This is a genomic window from Sphingomonas sp. Leaf343 (assembly GCF_001423765.1).
In the GTDB taxonomy this organism is placed as follows: Bacteria; Pseudomonadota; Alphaproteobacteria; order Sphingomonadales; family Sphingomonadaceae; genus Sphingomonas.
Window position 1 is genome coordinate 1 of the sequence record NZ_LMPG01000015.1, and the last position, 21,141, is coordinate 21,141.

General features: G+C 67.9%; 19 protein-coding genes and 1 tRNA gene. 9 read left to right on the forward strand and 11 right to left on the reverse strand.

All coding sequences use genetic code 11. The features are described 5' to 3' along the window. Window positions 1-157: 157 nt before the first annotated feature. From ASG07_RS14250 to ASG07_RS14280, 7 genes are all read right to left on the reverse strand, one after another. The gene (locus ASG07_RS14250; RefSeq protein WP_055848179.1) at window positions 158-2,110 is read right to left on the reverse strand and encodes a DUF6538 domain-containing protein; all 1,953 of its coding nucleotides are present in this window, start codon (window positions 2,108-2,110) and stop codon (window positions 158-160) included. A gap of 84 nt (window positions 2,111-2,194) precedes the next feature. After that, window positions 2,195-2,269: transfer RNA gene (locus ASG07_RS14255), tRNA-Glu, on the reverse strand. A gap of 36 nt (window positions 2,270-2,305) precedes the next feature. Further along, complete coding sequence (recJ, locus tag ASG07_RS14260; RefSeq protein ID WP_055848183.1) at window positions 2,306-4,063, reverse strand: single-stranded-DNA-specific exonuclease RecJ; 1,758 nt, start codon at window positions 4,061-4,063, stop codon at window positions 2,306-2,308. Window positions 4,064-4,459: 396 nt separating this feature from the next. After that, complete coding sequence (locus ASG07_RS14265; RefSeq protein WP_168377357.1) at window positions 4,460-6,223, reverse strand: methyl-accepting chemotaxis protein; 1,764 nt, start codon at window positions 6,221-6,223, stop codon at window positions 4,460-4,462. Window positions 6,224-6,353: 130 nt separating this feature from the next. After that, the gene (locus ASG07_RS14270) at window positions 6,354-6,605 is read right to left on the reverse strand and encodes a glutaredoxin domain-containing protein (RefSeq protein WP_055848186.1); all 252 of its coding nucleotides are present in this window, start codon (window positions 6,603-6,605) and stop codon (window positions 6,354-6,356) included. Window positions 6,606-6,627: 22 nt separating this feature from the next. Next, the gene (locus ASG07_RS14275; RefSeq protein WP_055848189.1) at window positions 6,628-9,126 is read right to left on the reverse strand and encodes an ABC transporter permease; all 2,499 of its coding nucleotides are present in this window, start codon (window positions 9,124-9,126) and stop codon (window positions 6,628-6,630) included. Further along, a complete protein-coding gene (locus ASG07_RS14280; RefSeq protein WP_055848192.1) occupies window positions 9,123-9,785 on the reverse strand; it encodes an ABC transporter ATP-binding protein in 663 nt (220 codons plus the stop codon). The genes ASG07_RS14275 and ASG07_RS14280 overlap by 4 nt, the downstream gene beginning before the upstream one ends. A gap of 17 nt (window positions 9,786-9,802) precedes the next feature. Between ASG07_RS14280 and ASG07_RS14285 the strand changes: the two genes are divergently transcribed. Beyond that, window positions 9,803-10,513, forward strand: coding sequence for an arylesterase (locus tag ASG07_RS14285; RefSeq protein WP_055848195.1), 711 nt, complete (start codon window positions 9,803-9,805; stop codon window positions 10,511-10,513). An 85-nt stretch (window positions 10,514-10,598) separates the two neighbouring features. Beyond that, a complete protein-coding gene (locus tag ASG07_RS14290) occupies window positions 10,599-11,456 on the forward strand; it encodes a glucose 1-dehydrogenase (RefSeq protein WP_055848198.1) in 858 nt (285 codons plus the stop codon). A 66-nt stretch (window positions 11,457-11,522) separates the two neighbouring features. On the opposite strand, the gene ASG07_RS14295 is transcribed toward ASG07_RS14290, so the two are convergent. After that, on the reverse strand, window positions 11,523-11,894 hold the full coding sequence (locus tag ASG07_RS14295) for an STAS/SEC14 domain-containing protein (RefSeq protein ID WP_055848202.1): 372 nt from the start codon (window positions 11,892-11,894) through the stop codon (window positions 11,523-11,525). 145 nt (window positions 11,895-12,039) lie between these two features. On the opposite strand from ASG07_RS14295, the gene ASG07_RS14300 reads away from it, so the two are divergent. The 6 genes from ASG07_RS14300 to ASG07_RS14325 all read left to right on the forward strand — a co-directional run bounded on the left by ASG07_RS14300 (window position 12,040) and on the right by ASG07_RS14325 (window position 18,736). Next, on the forward strand, window positions 12,040-12,798 hold the full coding sequence (locus tag ASG07_RS14300; protein ID WP_055848205.1) for an SDR family oxidoreductase: 759 nt from the start codon (window positions 12,040-12,042) through the stop codon (window positions 12,796-12,798). Between the two features lie 14 nt (window positions 12,799-12,812). After that, complete coding sequence (locus ASG07_RS14305) at window positions 12,813-13,922, forward strand: glycosidase (protein ID WP_055848207.1); 1,110 nt, start codon at window positions 12,813-12,815, stop codon at window positions 13,920-13,922. 33 nt (window positions 13,923-13,955) lie between these two features. Continuing rightward, window positions 13,956-15,092 carry a glycosyltransferase family 4 protein gene (locus ASG07_RS14310; RefSeq protein WP_055848210.1) on the forward strand — a complete coding sequence of 379 codons (1,137 nt, stop codon included), beginning with the start codon at window positions 13,956-13,958 and terminating at the stop codon, window positions 15,090-15,092. Window positions 15,093-15,199: 107 nt separating this feature from the next. Then, entirely contained in the window at window positions 15,200-16,603 is a 1,404-nt protein-coding gene (locus ASG07_RS14315) for an NAD(P)H-dependent flavin oxidoreductase (RefSeq protein WP_055848214.1), read from the forward strand. Between the two features lie 8 nt (window positions 16,604-16,611). Beyond that, window positions 16,612-17,328, forward strand: a complete 717-nt coding sequence (locus ASG07_RS14320) for a glutamine amidotransferase (protein ID WP_055848218.1) — start codon at window positions 16,612-16,614, stop codon at window positions 17,326-17,328. A gap of 160 nt (window positions 17,329-17,488) precedes the next feature. Next, window positions 17,489-18,736, forward strand: coding sequence for a PQQ-dependent sugar dehydrogenase (locus ASG07_RS14325; RefSeq protein WP_082474850.1), 1,248 nt, complete (start codon window positions 17,489-17,491; stop codon window positions 18,734-18,736). A 44-nt stretch (window positions 18,737-18,780) separates the two neighbouring features. Here ASG07_RS14325 and ASG07_RS14330 read toward each other — a convergent pair whose 3' ends face one another. Then, window positions 18,781-18,972, reverse strand: coding sequence for a hypothetical protein (locus tag ASG07_RS14330; RefSeq protein ID WP_055848224.1), 192 nt, complete (start codon window positions 18,970-18,972; stop codon window positions 18,781-18,783). A gap of 138 nt (window positions 18,973-19,110) precedes the next feature. Then, window positions 19,111-20,121, reverse strand: coding sequence for a 2-hydroxyacid dehydrogenase (locus ASG07_RS14335; RefSeq protein WP_055848226.1), 1,011 nt, complete (start codon window positions 20,119-20,121; stop codon window positions 19,111-19,113). A gap of 94 nt (window positions 20,122-20,215) precedes the next feature. On the opposite strand from ASG07_RS14335, the gene ASG07_RS14340 reads away from it, so the two are divergent. Continuing rightward, window positions 20,216-20,713, forward strand: coding sequence for an SH3 domain-containing protein (locus ASG07_RS14340; protein ID WP_055848229.1), 498 nt, complete (start codon window positions 20,216-20,218; stop codon window positions 20,711-20,713). A 46-nt stretch (window positions 20,714-20,759) separates the two neighbouring features. Here the strand turns inward: ASG07_RS14340 and ASG07_RS14345 are convergent, their stop codons facing one another. Continuing rightward, window positions 20,760-20,975: a hypothetical protein gene (locus ASG07_RS14345; protein WP_055848232.1), complete on the reverse strand. Its 216-nt coding sequence runs from the start codon at window positions 20,973-20,975 to the stop codon at window positions 20,760-20,762. Window positions 20,976-21,141 lie beyond the last annotated feature (166 nt).

Genomic DNA, 21,141 nt, shown 5'->3' on the forward strand with positions numbered 1-21,141 from the left:
CGATGATCTGCTCCTCGCTGAACCTCGTCTTCTTCACTTCCGTCTCCTCGCGAAGGCGGACTCTAGCTCAAATTGGCAGAGTTTCTGGGGAGCACGTCAAGCGACATTTAGAAACGGCGAGCAAGCGCGGCGCAATCGGAAATCCTGGTCGGCGCACTTATCCTGTTGGCGATGACGCCTTCGCCAGCTTCAGGCGGTCCCAGTCGATGAAATCCAGCTGCAGGTTCTTCAGAAAGACATATTGGTTCCGGATCGTCACCTGACCGTATTTGTCGCCCTCGTTCTGGTTCGCATGACCCTTGATCGAATTGGCTACTCGTGTCGGCATGCCGCTGAGCTCCGCGCGGTCCGTGAACTCATGGCGGGTCGAGTGAAAGACGTAACGCGGATCCTTGGTGACGACCCGATCGAGATAGTCGTTCGATCGTCGGCTCAATCGCTTCACGAAATTGCCGTTTCTGTCGGGCTCGAGATCGAACAGCCTCGTCTTGCCGGCGCGGCGACGCTGCTCGACATAGTCGCGGAAGCCCAATTCGATCAGCCGATCATGGATGACCACATAGCGCTCCGACACGTCGGTCTTGACGTGCTGACCTTCGCCCGTGCCGGTGATGTGGATGAAAGTGCAGCGTCCCGTAAAGTCGCCGCCGAAGGTCCGATCGAGATTGACGTCCTTTACATCGCTTAGCGCGATCTGACCGATTTCGCCGAGGCGAGGGCCGCCCACCGCACCGAACAGGAAGCTCCAGTAGAGTTCGTCCTGGTAGACATGGAGGCCCGGCTTGGCACGCTGGGCATCCCCGTGACCGGCGCAGTTGGTGAACAGCGGCGAGTCGAACAGAGTCTGCATCATGTCCGGCGTGAAGGGGAGGCGGGGCGTCTTCTGTCCCTTCTTTGTCTTTGAATAGCCGGCGATCTCGATCTTTTCCGCGACATTCACCCCGCAATGGGCGTCGGCCTTGATCTTGCCGAGGATCCACCCAATCGCGCTGACGTCCTTCTTGATCGATCCCGGCGCGAGGCGATCCGGAAACGGCATCCCCCGATCATCATCATCCCAGCGCTGGCGCGCCTCTCGTGTTGTTTCCGCAAGCTGGCGGAGCGTGCGGCCCGAACCGCGGACCTTCGTCAATTCGGTCTGCGGCGGAAGGTCGGAGACGAGGTTACGATATTCGATCATGATCTCGCGCGTGATGCGGCCTATGGCGATGTCGCCGAACATGTCGATGAAGTTCAGCACCGACTTGGTGGCCGCGCTGATCGCCGATGGCCTCGGTATCCGGTGCTGCTTCCAATAGCCGAGCGCGTCGCTGAGCGGCATTGCCCAAAGCCCGGTGGTTGGGTTCGGCGTGGCTGCGTTGTCTGGCACCCCGGCCGCGCCAGTTGGAGAAGGGATCGACAGGATCGGCTCGACCGCAGCCTCGGCGCGTGCCGGCCAACTCGTGAAATGATGTCCGGCCAGCCGATCGAGATAGGCCGAAGCGACAGCCTCGTACACGTCGTCGCGGTCGAGCTTTAGCTTCGGCTCGATCGACGTCATGTAGCTGACCGCGAATCGGATCGGCTTGAAGACGCGGCGTTCGAGCAGCAGCGCGGCGAGACGGCGATACAGAATACCATCGGTTTTGCCGGTGCCTTCGAGTAGCGCCGCCCGAACCCGGAAAATCTCGCGCTCCGGCTCCGTATCGATCGAGGGAACAGGTTCGGGATCGCCGGGCGCTTCCCATACGGTCATGCCGCCCCAATCCTGAGGGTTACCAAGATGGTCGGCGGGCAACCAGGAGTCGATCACCGTTGAGGCGAGCAGGGCGAGCTGCTCCGCGATCGCTTTGTCCATCGAACCGCGGATGGTCGCGAGCCGCTCGAAGCTTCGGTCGAGCAAGCGCAGCGCGTCATTGACCGGCTTCTGAGCCAATTGCCCACGAAGCCGCAGCACCTCATTCTTGCAGAAGGCGGTAAGTTCGCCGCGCCTCGCGGCGGCTGCGACCGGGTCGGTCGTGCCGAGGCTCGCGGTCCATTCACTCTTGCCGACGAGATGCCGGATGTCACGCGGCACCGCCATGCGGAACTGCTCGTTCTTGGATTTTGCCCGCTTCACGGAATGCGACATCCGACGCCCCATTTGTAGCACTGGGCGCTTGCTGAAGCGTTGATTTTCGCGAATTCCGCCGAATTCCTCGCCTTTTTGCGAGGATGGTGACCCCTACGGGAATCGAACCCGTGCTTCAGCCGTGAAAGGGCCGCGTCCTAACCGCTAGACGAAGGGGCCAGCGGAGGTGGCTGCTAGGGCAAGAGAGCGGGCGCGTCAATCCGCCCAGGCGGCATCGTCGAGATGAAGTTCGGCGGCGGGGCGGCTGCCCCAGTCGTCGATCTTCGCACGGCCTGCCAGCCACAGGCGGCGGTGGGGAGCGCAGGCGAGCAATGTCTGGCCCAGCGGTGTGTCGGCGGCGCGGAACGCGACCGCCTTGAACCCGCGACCGTCGTCGCCGGTGGCGATCGCGCGGATGTGACCGTTGCCGACGATGTCGACCTTCACCAGCCGCACCGGGCCGGCCGCCACGCGCGGCGAGGGCCAGCCGGCCCCGTACGGACCACCCGCCTCCAGCGAGCGTACCAGATCGGGGGTGACTCCGCCGGGCGCGAGTACCGCATCGAGCAGTAGCGCCCGGTCCTCGCGTGCCCGATCGACGGCGGCGGCGAGGCGGTCGTCGAGGAAGGCGGCGAGGGCAGGGATGTCGGCCTCCGCCACCGTCAGCCCGGCGGCCATCGCGTGGCCGCCGCCTGCGGCGAGCAGGCCGTGTTCTTTTGCCGCCATCACCGCCGCGCCGAGATCGACGCCAGTGATCGAGCGGCCGGATCCCTTGCCGACGCCGGCATCGTCCAGCGCAATGACGACAACCGGCCGGCCGAGCCGCTCCTTCAGGCGCCCGGCGACGATGCCGATGACGCCGGGGTGCCAGCCGCGGCCGGATACGACGACGACCCGCGCGGATGCATCGACGAGCGTGTCGGCATGTTCCTGCACCGCCGCCTCGATCGCGCGGCGTTCCTCGTTGTAGCGATCGAGTTCGGCAGCGAGCGCCCCCGCCTCCGCCGGGTCGTCGGTGGTCAACAGGCGGACGCCGAGGTCGGCGCGACCGACGCGGCCGCCGGCGTTGATGCGCGGACCGAGCGCGAAGCCGAGATCGGTCGCGGTCGGCGCGCGGGTCAGGCGCGATGCCGAAATGAGCGCGTCGAGGCCGGGATTGGCGCGCTTCGCCATTACCTTCACGCCCTGCGCGACGAAGGCGCGGTTGAGGCCGCGCAATTGCGCGACGTCGGCGACGGTGCCGAGCGCGACGAGATCGAGCAGATCGATCAGCTTCGGCTCCGCCCGACCGGCGAACCGGCCACGGACGCGCAGTTCGCGGACGAGCGCGGCGGCGAGCAGGAAGCACATGCCGACCGCCGCCAGATGTCCGTGGGCGGCGGCATCGGCGAGTTCGTCGAGGCGGTTGGGGTTCACCAGCGCGTGAGCGTGCGGCAACGCGCTGGCGCATTTGTGGTGGTCGACGACGAGGATATCGACGCCGTGGTCGCGCGCGGCCTCCAGCGCCTCGAACGCCTGTGCACCGCAATCGACGGTGACGATCAGCGTCGCACCCTCGTTGGCGAGGCGGACGAGTGCGGCGCCGCTGGGGCCGTAACCCTCCGTCAGGCGATCGGGGATGTAGGCGACGGGATCGAGACCGAGCGACCGCAGGACGCGGATCATGACGGCGGCGGAGGTCGCGCCGTCGACGTCATAATCGCCGAAGATCGCAACGCGCTCGCCGGCCTCGACGGCGTCCGCCAGCCGTGCGGCGGCGCGGTCCATATCGCGGAAGATCGACGGATCCGGCATGAAGCCGCGGATCGACGGCGCACGATGCGCGTCCAGCGCGTCCGGCGGGCAGCCGCGCGACAGCAGCAATTGCGTGACGAGATCGGCTTCCCCCATCCCACCGTCGCGCGCGTCCGCGGCAAGCGAACGCCAACGCCAGGGCTGGCCGAGGAAGGAGGCGGCGACTCCGAGGACGCTCATCGTACTGCCTGAAAAAGAGGCGAAGTGGAGGAAGTGGAGGCGTTGGCGGGGGTAACATTCATGGGGCGAGATGGAGCGGAGGTCGCGGTAGTCGGGGCCTGGAAAGTCGTGGTCATCGCGGTCGCTTTGCCACGGGAGGTGGTGCGTAGGACAGCGTTTGTTGGTCGGGAGACGCCGCGGCCGACGTCCAGGGTACCGCGCGGGTTCCAAGGGGCAGGGCTCCTCATCCGCGGGAGCCCGGGCCTTCCCCGCCATGCCGGGCCGGTCCCGGCATCCATCACGTTGCATGTACCGAAGCGGCGGATTCAGGTGGCGGGACGCCGGACCGGGTCAAGGGTGAGATCGGGTAGACGGGGCGGCTGGCTCCTGATGTCGCATGACCGCAACCGGTCGTGCCTAGGCAGCGTAGCGGGCCTGGGCGGGGACGCGTCGCGGGGAAGCCGCGACCGTCGCGGGGGTGTCGCCATGGATGCGGAAGCGGCCGACCTGGCGCATGAGTTCGGCGGCATCGCCGGACAGCGTGCGCGCGGCGGCATTGCTCTGTTCGACCATTGCCGCATTCTGCTGGGTGACGCTTTCCATTTCGTTGACCGCGATGTTGACCTGACCCATCCCGGAAGCCTGATGCGCGGAGGACGTGGCGATCTGGCCGGCGAGCACACTGACCTCCTCGATCCGGTCGATGATGCTGCCGAGCGCCTTGCCCGTCTGCGCGACCAGCGAGACGCCGAGTTCGACCTGCGTCCGGCTGGCGACGATGCGCGACTTCACGTCGTTGGCGGCGTCGGCGGAGCGTTGGGCGAGGGCACGGACCTCCGAGGCGACCACCGCGAAGCCACGGCCAGCGTCTCCGGCACGGGCGGCCTCGACCCCCGCATTCAGCGCCAGCAGATTGGTCTGGAAGGCGATGCCGTCGATCAGCGCGATGATCTCGCCGATTTCGCCGGAGGTGCGTTCGATCCCGCCCATCGCGTCGACCGCCTGGCGGACAATGGTGCCGACCGCCTCCGCCTCCGATCGCGTGGCGTTGACGATCTCGCTCGACCTGGCGGCTCCGTTCGCGGCGTCGCGGACCGTCGCGGTGATCTCGTCCATCGCCGCCGCGGTTTCCTCCAGCGAGGCGGCCTGTCGCTCGGTCCGGGCGGCAAGATCGTCGGAGGCGCGCGCAATCTCGTTGGCGCTGACGTCGATCCCGGCAGAACGATCGCTGACCGCGACCAGCGCCGCAGACAGGTTCTGGACTGCGGCGTTGAAGTCGCGTTCGATCGTGCGATAGCCGTCGGGGAAACCGGACAGGCGCGTCGTCAGATCGGCGTCCGCGAGGCGGCTGAGCGCGGCGCCGATGCCGCTGACGGCCACGCGTTGATCCTCGTCGCTCTTCGCCTTGGCGATGGCAGCGTCGCGGAATACCAGCACGGCTTGCGACATCCGGCCGAGTTCGTCGCCGCGACCGGTGTCGGGTACGACGACGCTGTTGTCACCGGCCGCCAGCGTGGCCATTGCCGTCGTCAGGCGAACGACCGGGCGGGCGAGTTGCCGTGCCAGCAGCATCGACAGAAAGATCGCAAGTCCGAGCAGCGCGATACCCCCGGCCGCGAAAGCGATCAGGCTGGTTCGCAGCGCCCCGTCCTGCGCGGCGCGGGTGTCGACCATCACCTGACGCGCATCGGCCCGAAGGTCGCGGAGCGGAGCGAGGACGGGAACCATCGTCACCGTCTTGCTGGATGCGGACAGCCGGGCCTGCGCGCCGGCCCGATCGCCCGCATGCACCTGCGCGATCAGTGGATCGCCCCAGCGAACCCGCCATGCGTTGATCCTGGCGTTCGACCGGGCGACGCGGACGCGATCCTGCGGCAGGGTGAGCAGCCCCGAGAGGGTCGTCGCAGCGGCGGAGCCGTCGTCGCGCGCCTCGCGATACTGTTTCAGATAGGCTTCGTCGCCAGTGATGAGGAAGCCGCGGACCTGACTGTTCTGGCGCAGGATCGCGATCTCCATTTCCAGCGTGAGGCGATGGATGTTCTCGCTACGAACGCTGCGCGCGGCGGCATCCGCGATACTGGCGTTGGCGTTGTACAGCACTGCCATCATCGCCAGTACCGCCACCACGACGACGGAAAAGCACGTCGCGATCTTTCGGCCGATCGGTTGGTTTTCAAACATCGACATCCCCATCGGCTGGCGGCCCGACGCCGCACCGGTTGCCCGCACCGGATAGCGTCTTTCACTCTCGAAAGCGTTAATCCGGGGGGAGCACCGGATTGCGAAAGTAATGACGAAGGGGCCGGGGGCCTCAGCCTGCGCGATCGGCCAGCCAGCGTTCCAGATCGTCGCTCCCACCGACGCGTTGATCGCCCACAAAGATCTGCGGGGTGGTGGCGACGCCGTGTTCGGCCTTGAACGCGTCGACTTCTTCGCGGGTTCGCAGGATGCGGTCGTCCACTTGCCACCCCTCCGCTTGCAGCAGTTGCTTGGCGCGGACGCCGAAGGGGCAGATATGGTCGGGCAGGACCATGCGATACAGGATGGCGGAGCGGTCGGTCATGCGGCGAGTAACGCTTCCCGCGTCAGATTTGACGCAAGGCCCGCGCCGGCCGTGCGCTCATGATCGGCCATGCGCCGGCCAGGCCGATCGCGACGGTAATGCCGAGGCCGGCGACCAGCGTCACGGTGACCGCAACCGGGTCTGGCGACCAGACGAAGCCGAACATCTCGACCACGACATACCATGCGCCGCCGAGCCCGAGCGCCACCGCGACCGCCGCGACGACGAGGCCGAGCAAAAAATATTCGATCGCCTGTCCGGTCAGTAACTGCGCACGGGTCGCGCCGAGCGTGCGCAGGATCACCGCGTCGTAGGTGCGGGCTTCGCGTGCCGCGGCGATCGCGCCGACCAGCACGGCGATGCCGGCGGCGACCGCGACTCCGGCGGCGGCGGCGATGGCGGCTGCGACCTGACCGACGATGTCGCGGACCTGCGCCAGCACGCCGCGCACCTCGATGACGGAGACGGACGGGAACGGGGCGAGCAGGGCGCGCGTGACGGGGCCTTCGCGGCCGGTCGGAAGGTCGATCGTCGCCGCCAGGTTGTGCGGCGCGTCGGCGAGCGTGTTGGGGGAGAAGACCAGCACGAAGTTAAATCCGAGCGTGTCCCAGTCGATCCGCCTGAGCGACGCGATGCGCGCGGTGCGCTCGACGCCGAGCAGGCTGACGGACAGCGTGTCGCCGACCTTGAGCGACAGCGACTGCGCCAGCCGCTCGTCCACGGATACCAGGGGCGGGCCGCTGTAGTTGGCGGGCCACCAGCGGCCGGCGGTCAGGCGATTGCCGTCGGGGATCGTGCGGGCGTAGGTCAGGCCACGTTCGCCGCGCAGCGCCCATGCGCCCTCGGGCAGGGTCTTCAGATCGGCGACGCGGATGGTCTTGTAGGCGGTGATCGTGCCGCGGAGGATCGGCACGGTGCGGATCGCCGCGCCGGGGGCGGCGGTCAGGACGGTGCGGCGGAACTCCGCCTCGCGCGGGCGGGGCACGTCGAGCGCGAACAGGGCAGGAGCGCGGGCGGGCACGGTGGTGGCAATGTTGGCGTCGATGCTGGTGCGGATCGCCGCGAGCAGCACGAACAGCGTCAGTCCGAGGCCGAGCGCGACGACCAGCGCCTCCGTCCGCGCACCCGGCCGGTGCAGCGCGGCGAGGGCGAGCCGGATCAGGGGGCGGCGCGGGCGGGGCACACGGGCGGCGGCGATCCTGACGAGCCGGCCAAGCCCCGCCAGCAGCAGCAGCGCACCGGCGACGGCGGCGAGGAAGGTCGCGGCGATCCGGGGCTGGTCCGAGGACAGGATGGCGAGCGCGACCGCGGCGGCGCCCGCGGCGATCGCGACGGTGCGGCCCCGCCACGATGCTTTGCGCAGGGGAGCGAGTGCGCCCCTGAGCAGGCCGGCGGCCGGCGTCGCGCCCGCTGCGGCGAGGGGCGGCGCGGCGAAGGCGGTGGCGATCAGCAGGCCGTAGGCGGCGGCGCGGGCGAGCGGCCATGCCTCGATCGCGAAACCGCCCGCGATCGGCAGCGTGCCGGCGAGCGCGCGGGTCAGCAGCGGCACGGCGGCGATGCCGACCGCCAGCCCGCCGATCGTGCCGACCAGCGCCGCCGCGCCGATCTCCAGCGCATGGATGCGTGCGACATCGGCAGCGGTCGCGCCCAGCACCTTGAGCGTGGCGATGCTGCCGCGACGTGCGGTCAGGAACGAGGCGACGCCGTTGCCGACGCCGATGCCGGCGATGGCGAGCGCGGCGAGGCCGACGAGCGTCAGGAACTCGCCCATGCGGCCGACGAAGCGCGACGCGCCGGGGGACGCGCGGTCGCGGGTCTTGACTGCCCAGCCGCCCGCCGGAAAGGCGTCGCGGAAGCGGGTCGTCGCGGCATCGGGATTGCGGCCTGCGGGCAGGGCGACCCGGTAGCGGGTGTCGTAGAGGCTGCCCGGCTGCACCAGTCCGGTCGCGGCCAGCGTCGGCATGCCGACGATCGCCACGGGACCGAGCGTGAAGCCCTCGCCCAGCCGGTCGGGCTCGTCGGCGATGATGCCGCCGACGCGCAGGGACGCGGTGCCGATCCGCAGGCGGTCGCCGCGTTTCAGGGTCAGGCGCGAGGCAAGCGTGGGAGCGATCCACACTTCGCCGCCGGAGGGAGCGCGGACGCTGCGTCCATCCGCCAGCATCAGCGCACCGTAGAGCGGATAGGCGGCGTCGACCGCCTTGAGCTGGATCGGTGCGGCGTTCGTTCCGGCGACGGCGTTGGCCTGCATCCGCACGGTTTCGGACACGTGGCCCAGCCGCGTCAGGGCGGCGCGTTCCTGCGTCGTGGCGAGGCGCTGCGACGTCGCGACCTCTATATCGCCGCCGAGGATCGCGCTGCCGCGCACCGCCAGTTCGCGCGCGACGGTATCGGCGAGGCCGCCGATCGCCGCCAGCGCGCCGACGCCGAGGAACAGGCAGGCGACGAGCAGACGCAGGCCGCGGAACCGCCAGTCGAGTTCGCGCCGCGCCAGCCGCCATGCGAACGTCCAGCCGGTCAAATCACATGTCCGTCGGCGAGCGTGACGACCCGGTCGCAGCGTTCCGCGAGGCGCGCGTCGTGGGTGATGACGACCAGCGTCGCGCCGAGCGCTGCGCGGCGATCGAACAACAGGTCCATGATCGCGTCGCCGGTCGCGGTGTCGAGGTTGCCGGTCGGCTCGTCCGCGAACACCAGCGGCGGGCGGGGACCGAGCGCGCGGGCGATCGCCACGCGCTGTTGCTCGCCGCCGGACAATTGCGTGGGATAATGGTCGAGCCGGTGGCCGAGGCCGACCGCGGCGAGTTCCGCTTCCGCGCGGGGCCACGCGTCGGCCATGCCGGCAAGCTCCATCGGCACCGCGACATTCTCCCGCGCGGTCATCGTCGGCAGCAGGTGGAACGCCTGCAGCACGATGCCGATCCGACCGCGCCGCGCCTTCGCCAGTGCATCCTCGTCGAGACGGCCGAAGTCGAGCCCGTCGACCAGCACCTGCCCGCCGCTGGCGCGTTCCAGCCCGGTCAGCACGGCCATCAGCGAGGATTTGCCTGATCCGGACGCACCGAGCAGCGCGACGCTCTCACCACGCGCGACGGACAGGTCGACACCGCGCAGGATCGCGGTTTCGCCGAGCGTCAGGGTGACATTGCGGGCGTCGATCACCATAGCGGGGTCGGTCATAGTGGAAGGATAGCCTGTTGGGATCGTTGCCGCGCTATGCGACAGCCGTCGCGTTCGTCCAAGCCCTGCTGCTCGGCGGATGCGGGCAGCCTGCGTCTGAACCTGCCCCTTCGCCGACGCAAAGCGCGACCGCCGAGGCTTCGGTGCAGCGGCCGGCCGGCAAGGAGCGGCTGGTGCTGGCGTTTGGCGACAGCCTGTATGCCGGATACGGTCTCGATCGCGGGCAGAGCCTGCCCGATGCGGTGCAGGCGCGGTTGCGGCGTGCGGGGGTGAACGCGGATGTCGTCAACGCGGGCGTGTCGGGGGATACCAGCGCCGCGGGGCGGCAGCGGCTGGGCTTCGTGCTCGATAATCTCAAGCGGAAGCCCGACCTCGTGATGCTGGGGCTGGGCGGCAACGATGTACTGCGCCAGATCGCGCCGGCGGAGACGCGGGCGAACATGACGGCAATGTTGGACGAGCTGAAGCGGCGCGGGATTCCGGTGCTGTTGACGGGGATGAAGGCGCCGCCGAACCTCGGCCCGGATTACGTCGCGGCGTTCGACACGATCTGGCCCGATCTGGCCAAGCGATACGGGGGCGGGCTGTACCCGTTCATCCTCGACGGCGTGATCGGCGACCCCGCGCTGATGCAGGGCGACCGCGTGCATCCGAACGTGCGCGGCGTCGCGCGGATCGCCGACAAGGTCGCGCCGCTGGTCGCCGGGCAGTTGCAGGAAACCGGCTAACCCACATCATTGGCAGGTATTTTTCGGGGAACGCGCGGCGTGGCCGACCCATTGTCGGCCCGAGCCACAAGCCAAGGAGTTCCCGATGACCGACCGCCCCGAACCGCCCCAGACCGAGCAGCAGCAGGATATGCCCGGCAAGACCGACGCGATGACGCCGCGGCCCGATCACGGCGAGGACAGCTATGTCGGGCATGGTCGGCTCGCGGGGAAGAAGGCGATCATCACCGGCGGCGACAGCGGCATCGGACGGGCGGTGGCGCTGGCCTTTGCGCGGGAAGGCGCGGACGTGCTCGTCAGCTATCTGAGCGAGGATGAGGATGCGCAGGAGACGCAGCGCCTGATCGAGGCGGCGGGGCAGCAGGCGGTGCTGGTTGCCGGCGACATCAGCCAGCCCGATCATGCCCGCGCGGTCGTGGCAAAGGCGGTGGAGGCGTTCGGCCGCGTCGATGTGCTGGTCAACAACGCCGCGCATCAGGCCAGCTTCGAGTCCCTGGAGGATATCGCCGACGAGGAGTGGCAGAAGACGTTCGCGACCAACATCCACGCCATGTTCTATCTGGCGAAGGCGGCGGTGCCGCACATGCAGGAGGGTGCGTCGATCATCAACACGACCTCGATCAACGCCGACCAGCCGAGCGAAACATTGCTCGCCTATGCCACGACGAAGGGTGCGATCCACAATTTCACCGCCGGGCTGGCGCAGTTGCTGGCGGAGAAGAAGATCCGGGTGAACGCCGTCGCGCCGGGACCGGTCTGGACGCCGCTGATCCCGTCGACGATGCCGCCAGAGGCGGTCAAGACCTTCGGCCAGAACACGCCGCTGGGCCGGGCCGCTCAGCCGGCGGAACTTGCGCCGCCCTATGTGATGCTGGCGAGCGACGAGGCGAGTTACATCACCGGCGCGACGATCCCGGTGACGGGCGGGCGGCCGTTCCTGTAGCGCCGTACTGTAGCCGGGGCGGGGACCTGGAGCCGAGATTGGCGGGTCCCTGCACCGCGGACACGGTCAATCGAACAGCCATGCCTTCGCTGCGTCCGGATCGGTGAAGAACTCCACGTCCGGACGGTCGGTCAGCCGACGGGTCTGCATGCGAGCGAGGGAGGAGCCGGTGACGAAGGCGAGCCGGCGGGAGCGATGCCGGGGCGTGCTGACGATCTTCGCGAACATCTGCACGATATCCTGGAGCTGGATCTTCATGTCGGACACGTCGACCAGCGTGACATGCTCGTTGGGGCCGCAGGTCAGGGTCTTCACCTTGTCCCGCAACAGGGCGTCGAAGCCCGCGACATCGGCTTCGGAGAAGAACCCGCCCATCCTGATCGACATCAGGTGGAGGGCGGGATCGATCGTAATGGAGAAATGCGCGTTTGCGGTCATGGGGTCGTCTCTGACTTCGGCAGCGAGGTTATCTCGCAGGAAAGCATGAATAATCGGCAACGATTGCGTTAAGACGATGGGAACCAGCCCCCGCCGTGATGCGTCCCCGGGCGGAATAGCCGAGCATAGCCGGGGTAATGTCGCCATGACCGACATCGTTGATGCGCACACCGCCGTTACATCCCTGAAGGGCCGCCGCGCGATCGTGACCGGCGGCACGACCGGCATCGGCCGCGCGATCGCGGTGCTGCTGGCGGCGGAGGGCGCAAAGGTGTTCATCGGCGGCACCAGCCCCGAACATCTGCAGGATGCGCTGGCCCGCATTCGGGAGGTGGGCGAAGGTGACGGGATGACGCTGGATCTCGCCGTTGCGGGCCATGCACGTGCATTTCTGGAGGCGGGTGAGTCGTATCTGGGCGGCCTCGACATCGCGGTGATGAACGCCGCCGTTGCTGCCGAAGGGCTGACCGACATGAGCGAGGACGAGGTCGCGCATGTCGTGGCGCTGAACTTCACCGCCTATGTGATGGGCGCCCACGCGGCGGCGGCGCGGCTGACGAAGAGGGGCGATCTGGTGCTGATCGGATCGATGAGCGCGCATGTGCTGGGACCGGGATCGACGGTCTATGCGGGGATCAAGGCAGGCATCGCCGGATTCTCGGAGGCCTTGCGCCGCGAGCTGGGTCCGAAGGGCATCCGCGTCGCGCTGGTCGAGCCCGGTCTGACCGGATCGACGATGCAGGAGCCGGACACACCGCCCGAGGAGCAGCGCGAGAAGATCGCTGATGAGACGATGCTGCGCGCGGAGGATATCGCGGTCGGCGTCCATTATCTGCTGACGCAGCCGGGCCGCACGGTGGTACAGCAACTGACGATCGTGCCGCGCGCCCAGGGTGGCGAGTAAAGGACCAGGACGACATGCCGCTCGACCATCTGGTGTTCACCCCCGACGATGTCGATCTGTCGCGCTCGCCGCTGGCGGGGAAGATCGACGCCGAAACCTATGTACTGGGTGCGTTCAACCCCGGCATGACCCGGCTGGCGAACGGCAACCTGTTGCTGATGGTCCGGATCGCGGAGGCGCTGCGCGAACCGATCCGCGATGGCCATATCCACGCGATCCGCTGGGCGGACGGGAGCTATCATCTCGACGCGTGGCCGCTCGGGCTGGTCGATACCGCCGATCCGCGCAAGTTCCTGATGCGCGGTGGCGGGTGGAAGGTGCTGGCGCTGACCAGCCTGTCGTGGCTGCTGCCGGTCGAACTGGATGCGGAAGGACGCGAGGTCGTCGCGGTGCATTACGACCGCGCGATCGCACCGACCGCCGATTACCAATGCTATGGCGTCGAGGATGCGCGGATCAGCCGGGTCGGCGACCGGTTCCTGATGACGACCTGTTCGGTCAGTCCGGAGCGGCATTGCACGACGATGTACAGCAGCGCCGACGCGCTGGACTGGACGTTGGAGGGGATCGTCCTCGACCACCAGAACAAGGACATGCTGGTGTTCGAGGGGCTGGTCGCGGGGAAATACTGGGCGCAGACGCGACCGCTGGGCGACCTGTACTTCGCCTATCCGCCGGGCAGCGAGTGGCGGGCGGGCCCGTCGATCAACCTGTCGACGTCACCGGACGGGCTGCACTGGAAACCGCATGACAGGCCCGGCATCCGCCCGCACGCGGCGACGGTCGCGACCGCGCGGATGGGCGGGGGCACGCCGCCGATCCTGACGGACGGGGGATGGCTGACGCTGTGGCACGGTGTCGAGCCGTCCGGGGTGGTCGGCATCTATCGCACCTATTGGTCGATCCTCGACCGCGACGATCCGTGCGTCACGGTACGAACCGAGCATGCGCCGCTGCTGGAGCCGGCACCCGCGCTGACGGAGCCGCTGAAGGACAGCATGTATCTCGACAATGTCGTGTTTACGACCGGCATCGCCGACGCCGGCGACCATTATGTCGTGGCGAGCGGCGAAGCGGACCTCGCCTGCCGGATTACGCACGTCGCGAAGTCGGTATTTGCATAGGAACGTGATGCCCGCGCCGCTATCGAGGCGGGCATGAACGCGCCCCTCCATATCCTCCACCTCCATTCCTCGTTCGATCTCGGCGGCAAGGAGGCGCGGGCGGTGCGGTTGATGGGGGCGTGGGGGGATCGGGCGCGGCACACGATCGTGTCGGGCGTGCCGGGGGCCTTGGGTGCGCGCGCTGCCATCCCGAAGGGCGTGCGGTACGAGATCGCGCAGGGCGACCTGCCCTTGACGGGGCGGCCCTCGGTCAAGCGGTACGAGGCGATCGCGCAGTATATGCGGCGGTTCGACCTGGTGCTGACGTATAACTGGGGCGCGATCGACGGCGTCATGGCGCGGCGGGTGTTCGCGAAGGGTGCACCGCCGCTGGTGCACCACGAGGACGGCTTCAACGAGGACGAAGCGGGCGGGCTGAAGATCGAGCGCAGCATGTACCGGCGCGTCGCCTTGCCCGCGGCGCACGCGCTGGCGGTGCCGTCCGAGGTGCTGGCGGCGATCGCGCTGAAGGCGTGGAAGCAGCCGGCGGGCCGCGTCCACCGCATCGTCAACGGCATCGGAACCGGCCATTATTTCCGCGATCCCGATCCGAAGGCGATCCCCGGCCTCAGGCGGCGCGAGGGAGAGGTCGTCATCGGCGCGGTCGCCGGTCTGCGCGCGGTCAAGGACCTGCCGGCACTGGTACGGGCGGCGGGCGGGCTGTCGGGCAAGTTCCGCCTCGTCATCGTCGGAGAGGGCCCGGAGCGCGCGAAGATCGAGGGCGCGGCGATGGCGATGGGACTGTCGGACCGGCTGCTGATGCCGGGCTTTATCGATCGTCCCTATCGGTACATGCGCAGTTTCGACCTGCTGGCGCTATCGTCGAAAAGCGAGCAGTTCCCGATTTCCGTGGTGGAGGCGATGGCGGCGGGGCTGCCGATCGCCAGCCTGCCGGTGGGCGACGTGCGGCGGATGGTCGCGCCGGAGAACCTGCCCTTCATCGCCGAATATCCGACCGAGGTGCGGCTGCGCGACGTGATCCAGGGCCTCGTCAACGATCCCGGCCTGCGCGCGGCGGTCGGGGCGGCGAACCGGGCAAAGGCGGTGGCGCAATATGACGAAGCGACGATGATCGCGCGTTACAAGGCGTTGTACGAGGATGCGCTGGGGCGGCCCGGCGCGCTCGGCTGACGCTACGGCGGACAGCAAAGCTATGGCGCGCATGATCCATGTTTCGCTCGCACGCCTGCATCCATCCGCTATAGGAAGGCGTATTTCGTCCGAAAGGTGTCGTTTTCGTGTTCAAGGGTCTTTCCCCCATCAACTATAACGGTCGCGAAGTGTGGCCGCTGGTGGAGGGCGGCAAAGGCGTCGCCGCGACCAACCACGCATCCGCCGGGGCATGGGCCGCGGCGGGCGGCATCGGCACCGTGTCGGCGGTCAACGCCGACAGCTACGATCCCGACGGCAAGATCATCCCCCAGATCTATCGCGCGCTGACCCGCCGCGACCGGCATGAGGAACTGATCGAATACGCCATCGCCGGCGCGGTGGAGCAGGTGAAGCGCGCCTACGACATCGCCGGCGGCAAGGGTGCGATCAACATCAACGTGTTGTGGGAAATGGGTGGGGCTCCACGCATCCTGCATGGTGTGCTGGAGCGGACGCGCGGGCTGGTCGCGGGCGTGACCTGCGGCGCGGGGATGCCGTATAAACTGTCGGAGATCACCTCGTCCTACAATGTCTCCTACATGCCGATCGTGTCGTCCGGCCGGGCGTTCCGCGCGCTGTGGAAGCGCGCCTATTCGAAGGCGGCGGAGTGGCTGGCGGCGGTCGTGTACGAGGATCCGTGGCTGGCGGGCGGGCATAACGGCCTGTCCAACGCGGAGGACCCGTTGAAGCCGCAGGACCCGTATCCGCGCGTCAAGGAACTGCGCGACACGATGCGCGAGGGCGGCATTCCGGACAGCACGCCGATCGTGATGGCGGGTGGCGTCTGGTATCTGCGCGACTGGGAGAACTGGATCGACAATCCGGAACTCGGTGCGATCGCCTTCCAGTACGGTACGCGTCCGCTGCTGACGCGGGAAAGCCCGATCCCCGAGGGGTGGAAGGCGAAGCTGATGGAGATCGAGGAGGGCGACGTGCTGCTGCACCGTTTCTCCCCGACCGGTTTTTATTCATCCGCGGTGCGCAACCCGTTCCTGCGCGCTCTGGAAGCGCGGTCGGCGCGGCAGATCGCGTTCTCGCAGCAGGAGGCGGGCGATCACGTCTTTCAGCTCGACGTCGGCGTGAAGGGCAAGAATTTCTGGGTGACGCAGGGCGATCTGCTGCGCGCGCGCGAGTGGTTCGGCCATGGCTTCACCGACGCGCTGAAGACGCCGGACAATACGCTCGTCTTCGTATCGCCGACCGAGAAGGGCGAAATCCGCAAGGATCAGTCGGACTGCATGGGCTGCCTGTCGCAATGCCTGTTTTCGAGCTGGGCGGACACCGACACGAACTCGACCGGGCGGCTGGCCGATCCGCGCAGCTTCTGCATCCAGAAGACGTTGCAGGACATCGCGCATGGCGGCGACACCGAACAAAATCTGATGTTCGCCGGCCACGCGGCTTATAATTTCAAGCGCGACCCCTTCTATTCCAACGGCTTCGTGCCGACGGTGAAGCAGTTGGTGGACCGCATCCTGACCGGGGACTGACGCCGGGCATGACCATCTCCGCGGCGAAACGCGCGCTCATCATCCGGCACGTCGATTACGAGGGTGCGGCCGGTTATCGCGAGCCGATCGTTGCCGCGGGATACGTACTGGAGTGGCTGGCAGCGGACAGCGCAGATTTTTCGGGCGACGTGCTCGATACGCCCGACCTGCTGGTCGTGATGGGCGGACCGATGGGCGTGTACGATACGGACGCCCATCCGTGGATCATGCCCGAGATCGCGGCGATCGGCCGGCGGCTGGCGAAGGGCCTGCCGACGCTGGGGATCTGTCTGGGCAGCCAGATGGTCGCGGCCGCGCTCGGCGCGCGCGTCTATCCGGGACCCCGACGGGAAGTCGGGTTTTCCACCCTGACGCTCAGCGAGGCCGGCTCCGCATCGCCCGTGGCGGCAGTGGCGGACGTCCCGGTCCTGCACTGGCATGGCGACACGTTCGACCTGCCGGCCGGCGCGACGCTGCTGGCGTCGACGGAAGCGTTTTCACGACAGGCTTTTTCGGTCGGCCGGCATGTCTTGGCGCTGCAGTTTCACGCCGAAATGGGCGAGGACCCGCGCTTCGACATCTGGATCGGGGAGGGGCTGGACTATGTCATTGCCGCCGGTGTCGATGTTGATCGTCTGGTCGAGGATCACCGACGCCTGGGACCCGGCGCGGTAGCGGCGGGCCGGGTGATGATCGCGCAATGGCTGGACGCTCTGGATCCCTGACGGCGAATTACCCGGTTGCCTTACACCTGCAGCTAAACCGATGAGATTAATGCAGATTAATCACCTGTATCTATGAAATCGATTATATGCCACTTGTAGTGGGTTGATCGATCGTATCCCACGCCGGGACCGATGCGGCGGCGAGGCATCGGAGCGAATGATGACGTTCGGCGTTTGGCGGCGGGCAGTATTGCGCGCCGGAGCAGCTACTGCGATCGTGCTGCTGGCTGCATGTGGCGACGACGATGCGGCGAAGCCCCTGCCAGCGCCCACGGTCGCGCCAGCCGCCGCGCCGGCCCCGACGCCAACGCCGGCCGCTCCCATCACTGCTGTGAACAGCACCCCGGTCACATCCTTCGCCGCTCCCTGGGCGATGGTGTTCCTGCCGGACGGACGGCTGCTGGTGACGGAGAGGGATACCACGAACAACGCCGGTCGCCTGTGGCTGACAACCACGACGGGTGAGAAAACGGCGGTTACGGGTCTGCCAGCCAATATCGGGCTGCTGGACGTGGCGCTGCATCCGCAATTTGCCGGCAACGGGATCGTCTATATCAGCTACGTCGAACCGGGCGACGCGTCGACGCCGCGCGTCGGGCGGGCGGCCGATGTCACCACACTCAGCCCGGCGGGACTGGCGGTCGCCACGGGACGACTGATGGTGGACGCAACCGGCGTGTCGCTGTCCAGCGTGCGGACGATCTGGCGGCAGGCTCCGAAAATCGTGGCCTATCCCGGATCGGGCGAGTTCGGTGGCCGGATGGTGTTTTCGCCGAACGGGCAGTTCCTGTTCGTCGCGGCGGGTGATCGGCAGGAATTCGATCCCGTGCAGCAGTTCGACAATACGATCGGCAAGATCGTGCGTCTGTTGCCGGACGGCACGGTGCCGGGCGACAACCCCTTTGTCGGACGTGCCGGCGCCGCACCGGAGATCTGGACGCTTGGACATCGCAACCCGTACGGGCTGTCGTTCGATGCCGCCGGGCAACTCTGGTCGCACGAGCAGGGGCCCAAGGGCGGCGATGAATTCAACCTGATCGCGCCGGGCGGCAATTACGGATGGCCGCGCGTATCGAACGGGGACAATTACGACGACACCGTCATTCCGGATCATGCCCCGGGAGACGGGTTCGTCGCGCCCGCGAAATCATGGACACCGGTGATCGCGCCCGCCGGCATGATTTTCTACATGGGGACGATGTTTGCGGCGTGGCGCGGCGATGCGATCGTCACCGGTCTCCAATCGGGCGGGTTGGTCCGGGTCCGGGTCAGCGGTTCGTCGGCGGCCGAAGAACAACGCCTGTCGCTAGGTGCGCGGACGCGAGAGGTGGAACAGGGACCGGATGGAGCGCTGTGGGTGTTGGAAGACAAGCCGGGGCGTCTGTTACGTCTGACGCCTGCCGGCTGACGGGTGAAGGCCGGAGGGTGCAGTTTGCTCCCCCCGGCTCCGGATCAATCTGCGACCGTTCCGACGACTGCGCCGGCGGTGCCGCCGACAGCTGCGCCCTTGCCGACGTCGTTGCCGGTCGCTGCTGCGACACCGGCGCCGCCCGCGCCACCGATCGCCGCGCCGCGCAGGGTCGAGCAGGCCGACATGGATACGGCCGATGCGATGAGCACGGCGGAAAGGGCGATCTTCTTCATGGGTCGAATCCTTGTTGCGGAGGGTAGATGCCCCTCCAAAAGGATGACGATCCCGTTAGGTTCCGGCCGTTTCGGAACCGAAATGCTGCACAGCAGCAACGACCTGGATCATGGGAAGAGGTCGACGGGAGCGCCGGATTACAGCCAGCCGTCGAGCACCTGATCGGGGGGGCGGTGGCCGTCGGCCCACATGCGGATGTTCTGTATGACCTTTTCGCCGCTGGCGAGGCGGCCTTCGTAGGTGGCGGATCCCATGTGCGGGGTCATTACGACATTGTGGAGCGCCAGCAGCCGCGGGTCGATCCGCGGTTCGTGCTCCCAGACGTCCAGTCCCGCGCCGGCGAGCCGGTCGTTCTCCAGCGCGTCGATCAGCGCCTCCTCGTCGACGATGCCGCCACGGCTGGCGTTGATGAGGTAGACATGGGGACGCATCAGGCCGATCCGGCGTGCGTCGAGCAGCATCCGGCTGTCGCTGTTGAGCGGGGTGTGGATCGTGACGATATCGACCGCGGCGAGCATTGCGTCGAGATCCTCGTAGAAGGTCGCCGCCAGTTGCGCTTCCGGCACCGCAGGCAGGCGATGCCGATTGTGATAATGGATCGACAGGCCGAACGCGCGGGCGCGGGCGGCGACCGCCTGACCGATGCGGCCCATGCCGACGATGCCCAGCGTCTTGCCGCCGATGCGATGGCCGAGCATCCCGCCGGGGCTCCAGCCATGCCATTCGCCGGATCGCACCAGCTTCTCGCCCTCCGCCAGACGACGCGGGACGGACAGGATCAGCGCCATCGTCATGTCGGCGGTATCCTCCGTCAGGACACCGGGAGTGTTGGTGACGATGATGCCGCGCGCACGGGCCGCCTTCAGGTCGATATGATTCACGCCCGCGCCGAAATTGGCGATCAGCTTCAGGCGCGACCCCGCGGCGGCGATCACGTCGGCATCGATCGCGTCGGTCACGGTCGGAACCAGCACGTCGCAATCGGCGACCGCGGCGGCAAGTTCGGCGGCGGAGCGCTTCGTATCGGAAGGATTGAGATCGGTGTCGAACAGCGCCGCCATCCGCGTCGTCACCGCATCGGGCAGGTCGCGCGTGACCACAACCCTGGGATGCGGAACCCGCGGACGCGAGGGGCGCGTGTCGGACATGCGTTCGGCTTGGCGGAGGCAACGGGACACGTCAACGGTCGTTGATCGTCACGGCGCTTTCGTGGAAGAGCGACGGCGAAGGGGTTTTCGGGTCATGCGTTTCCGGGCGTTCGCGCTTATCGTCGTCATGGGACTGGGCAGCGGTGTCGTCGCGCCGTCGCCGACGGTCGCACAGGCGAAACGGCAGGTGCCGTATTGGGCGTCGATCGGCCCGGGTCAGGCGCGGATGCGGACCGGCCCGGCGCGCGCCTATCCGGCGAGCTGGCTGTATCAGCGCGCCGACCTGCCCGTGCAGGTGGTTCAGGTGTTCAAGGAATGGCGCAAGGTGCGCGATCCGGACGGCACGGAGGGCTGGATGCAGGGCACGCTGCTGCGGGAAACGCGGACCGCGATCGTCCAGGGCACGGAGCCGCTGGCGATGCGCGAACGGCCGGCCGCGGATGCACGGCTGGCGTGGCGGGCGGCACCCGGCGTGGTCGGGCGGATCAGCCAGTGTGCGAACGGCTGGTGCCGGTTCGACGTGAAGGGGCAGATCGGCTTCGTCGAAACCGGGCAGCTCTGGGGCGTCGGCCCGACCGAAGTCCTGCCCTGATCGGAAACTTTGCGGGTGCGCCGGAACCGATCCGGCGCGTCAGAGTTCAAGAAATCGTAGGGTAGGGTGCGGCACCCATCAGCGACAGGCCGACCCAGCCCATGCACAGCACGGCGAAGGTCATCGATACGCCGCAGGCGAGTTGCCCGGCGTACAGCACGGCTTGGCCGTTGGGCCGTTGTTCGCGGCGGTTGCGGCTGGCGGTCGACAAGACGAACGCCACGACGACGGCGTAGGCCATCACCAAAACATCGAACAGCATTTTTCCTCCGACTGCACGGCTGACCTCGATTGCGCGACGCGCGTGAGAGATCAATCGCCCCCGCCGCCGTCCGCCCCGTGTATGCGACGAATGGTTAACGGCACGCGAAGACCGGGGAAGCTGCTGCTCCCGTCACGCCGGATTGGCCCCCGTTTTCCACCGTTCG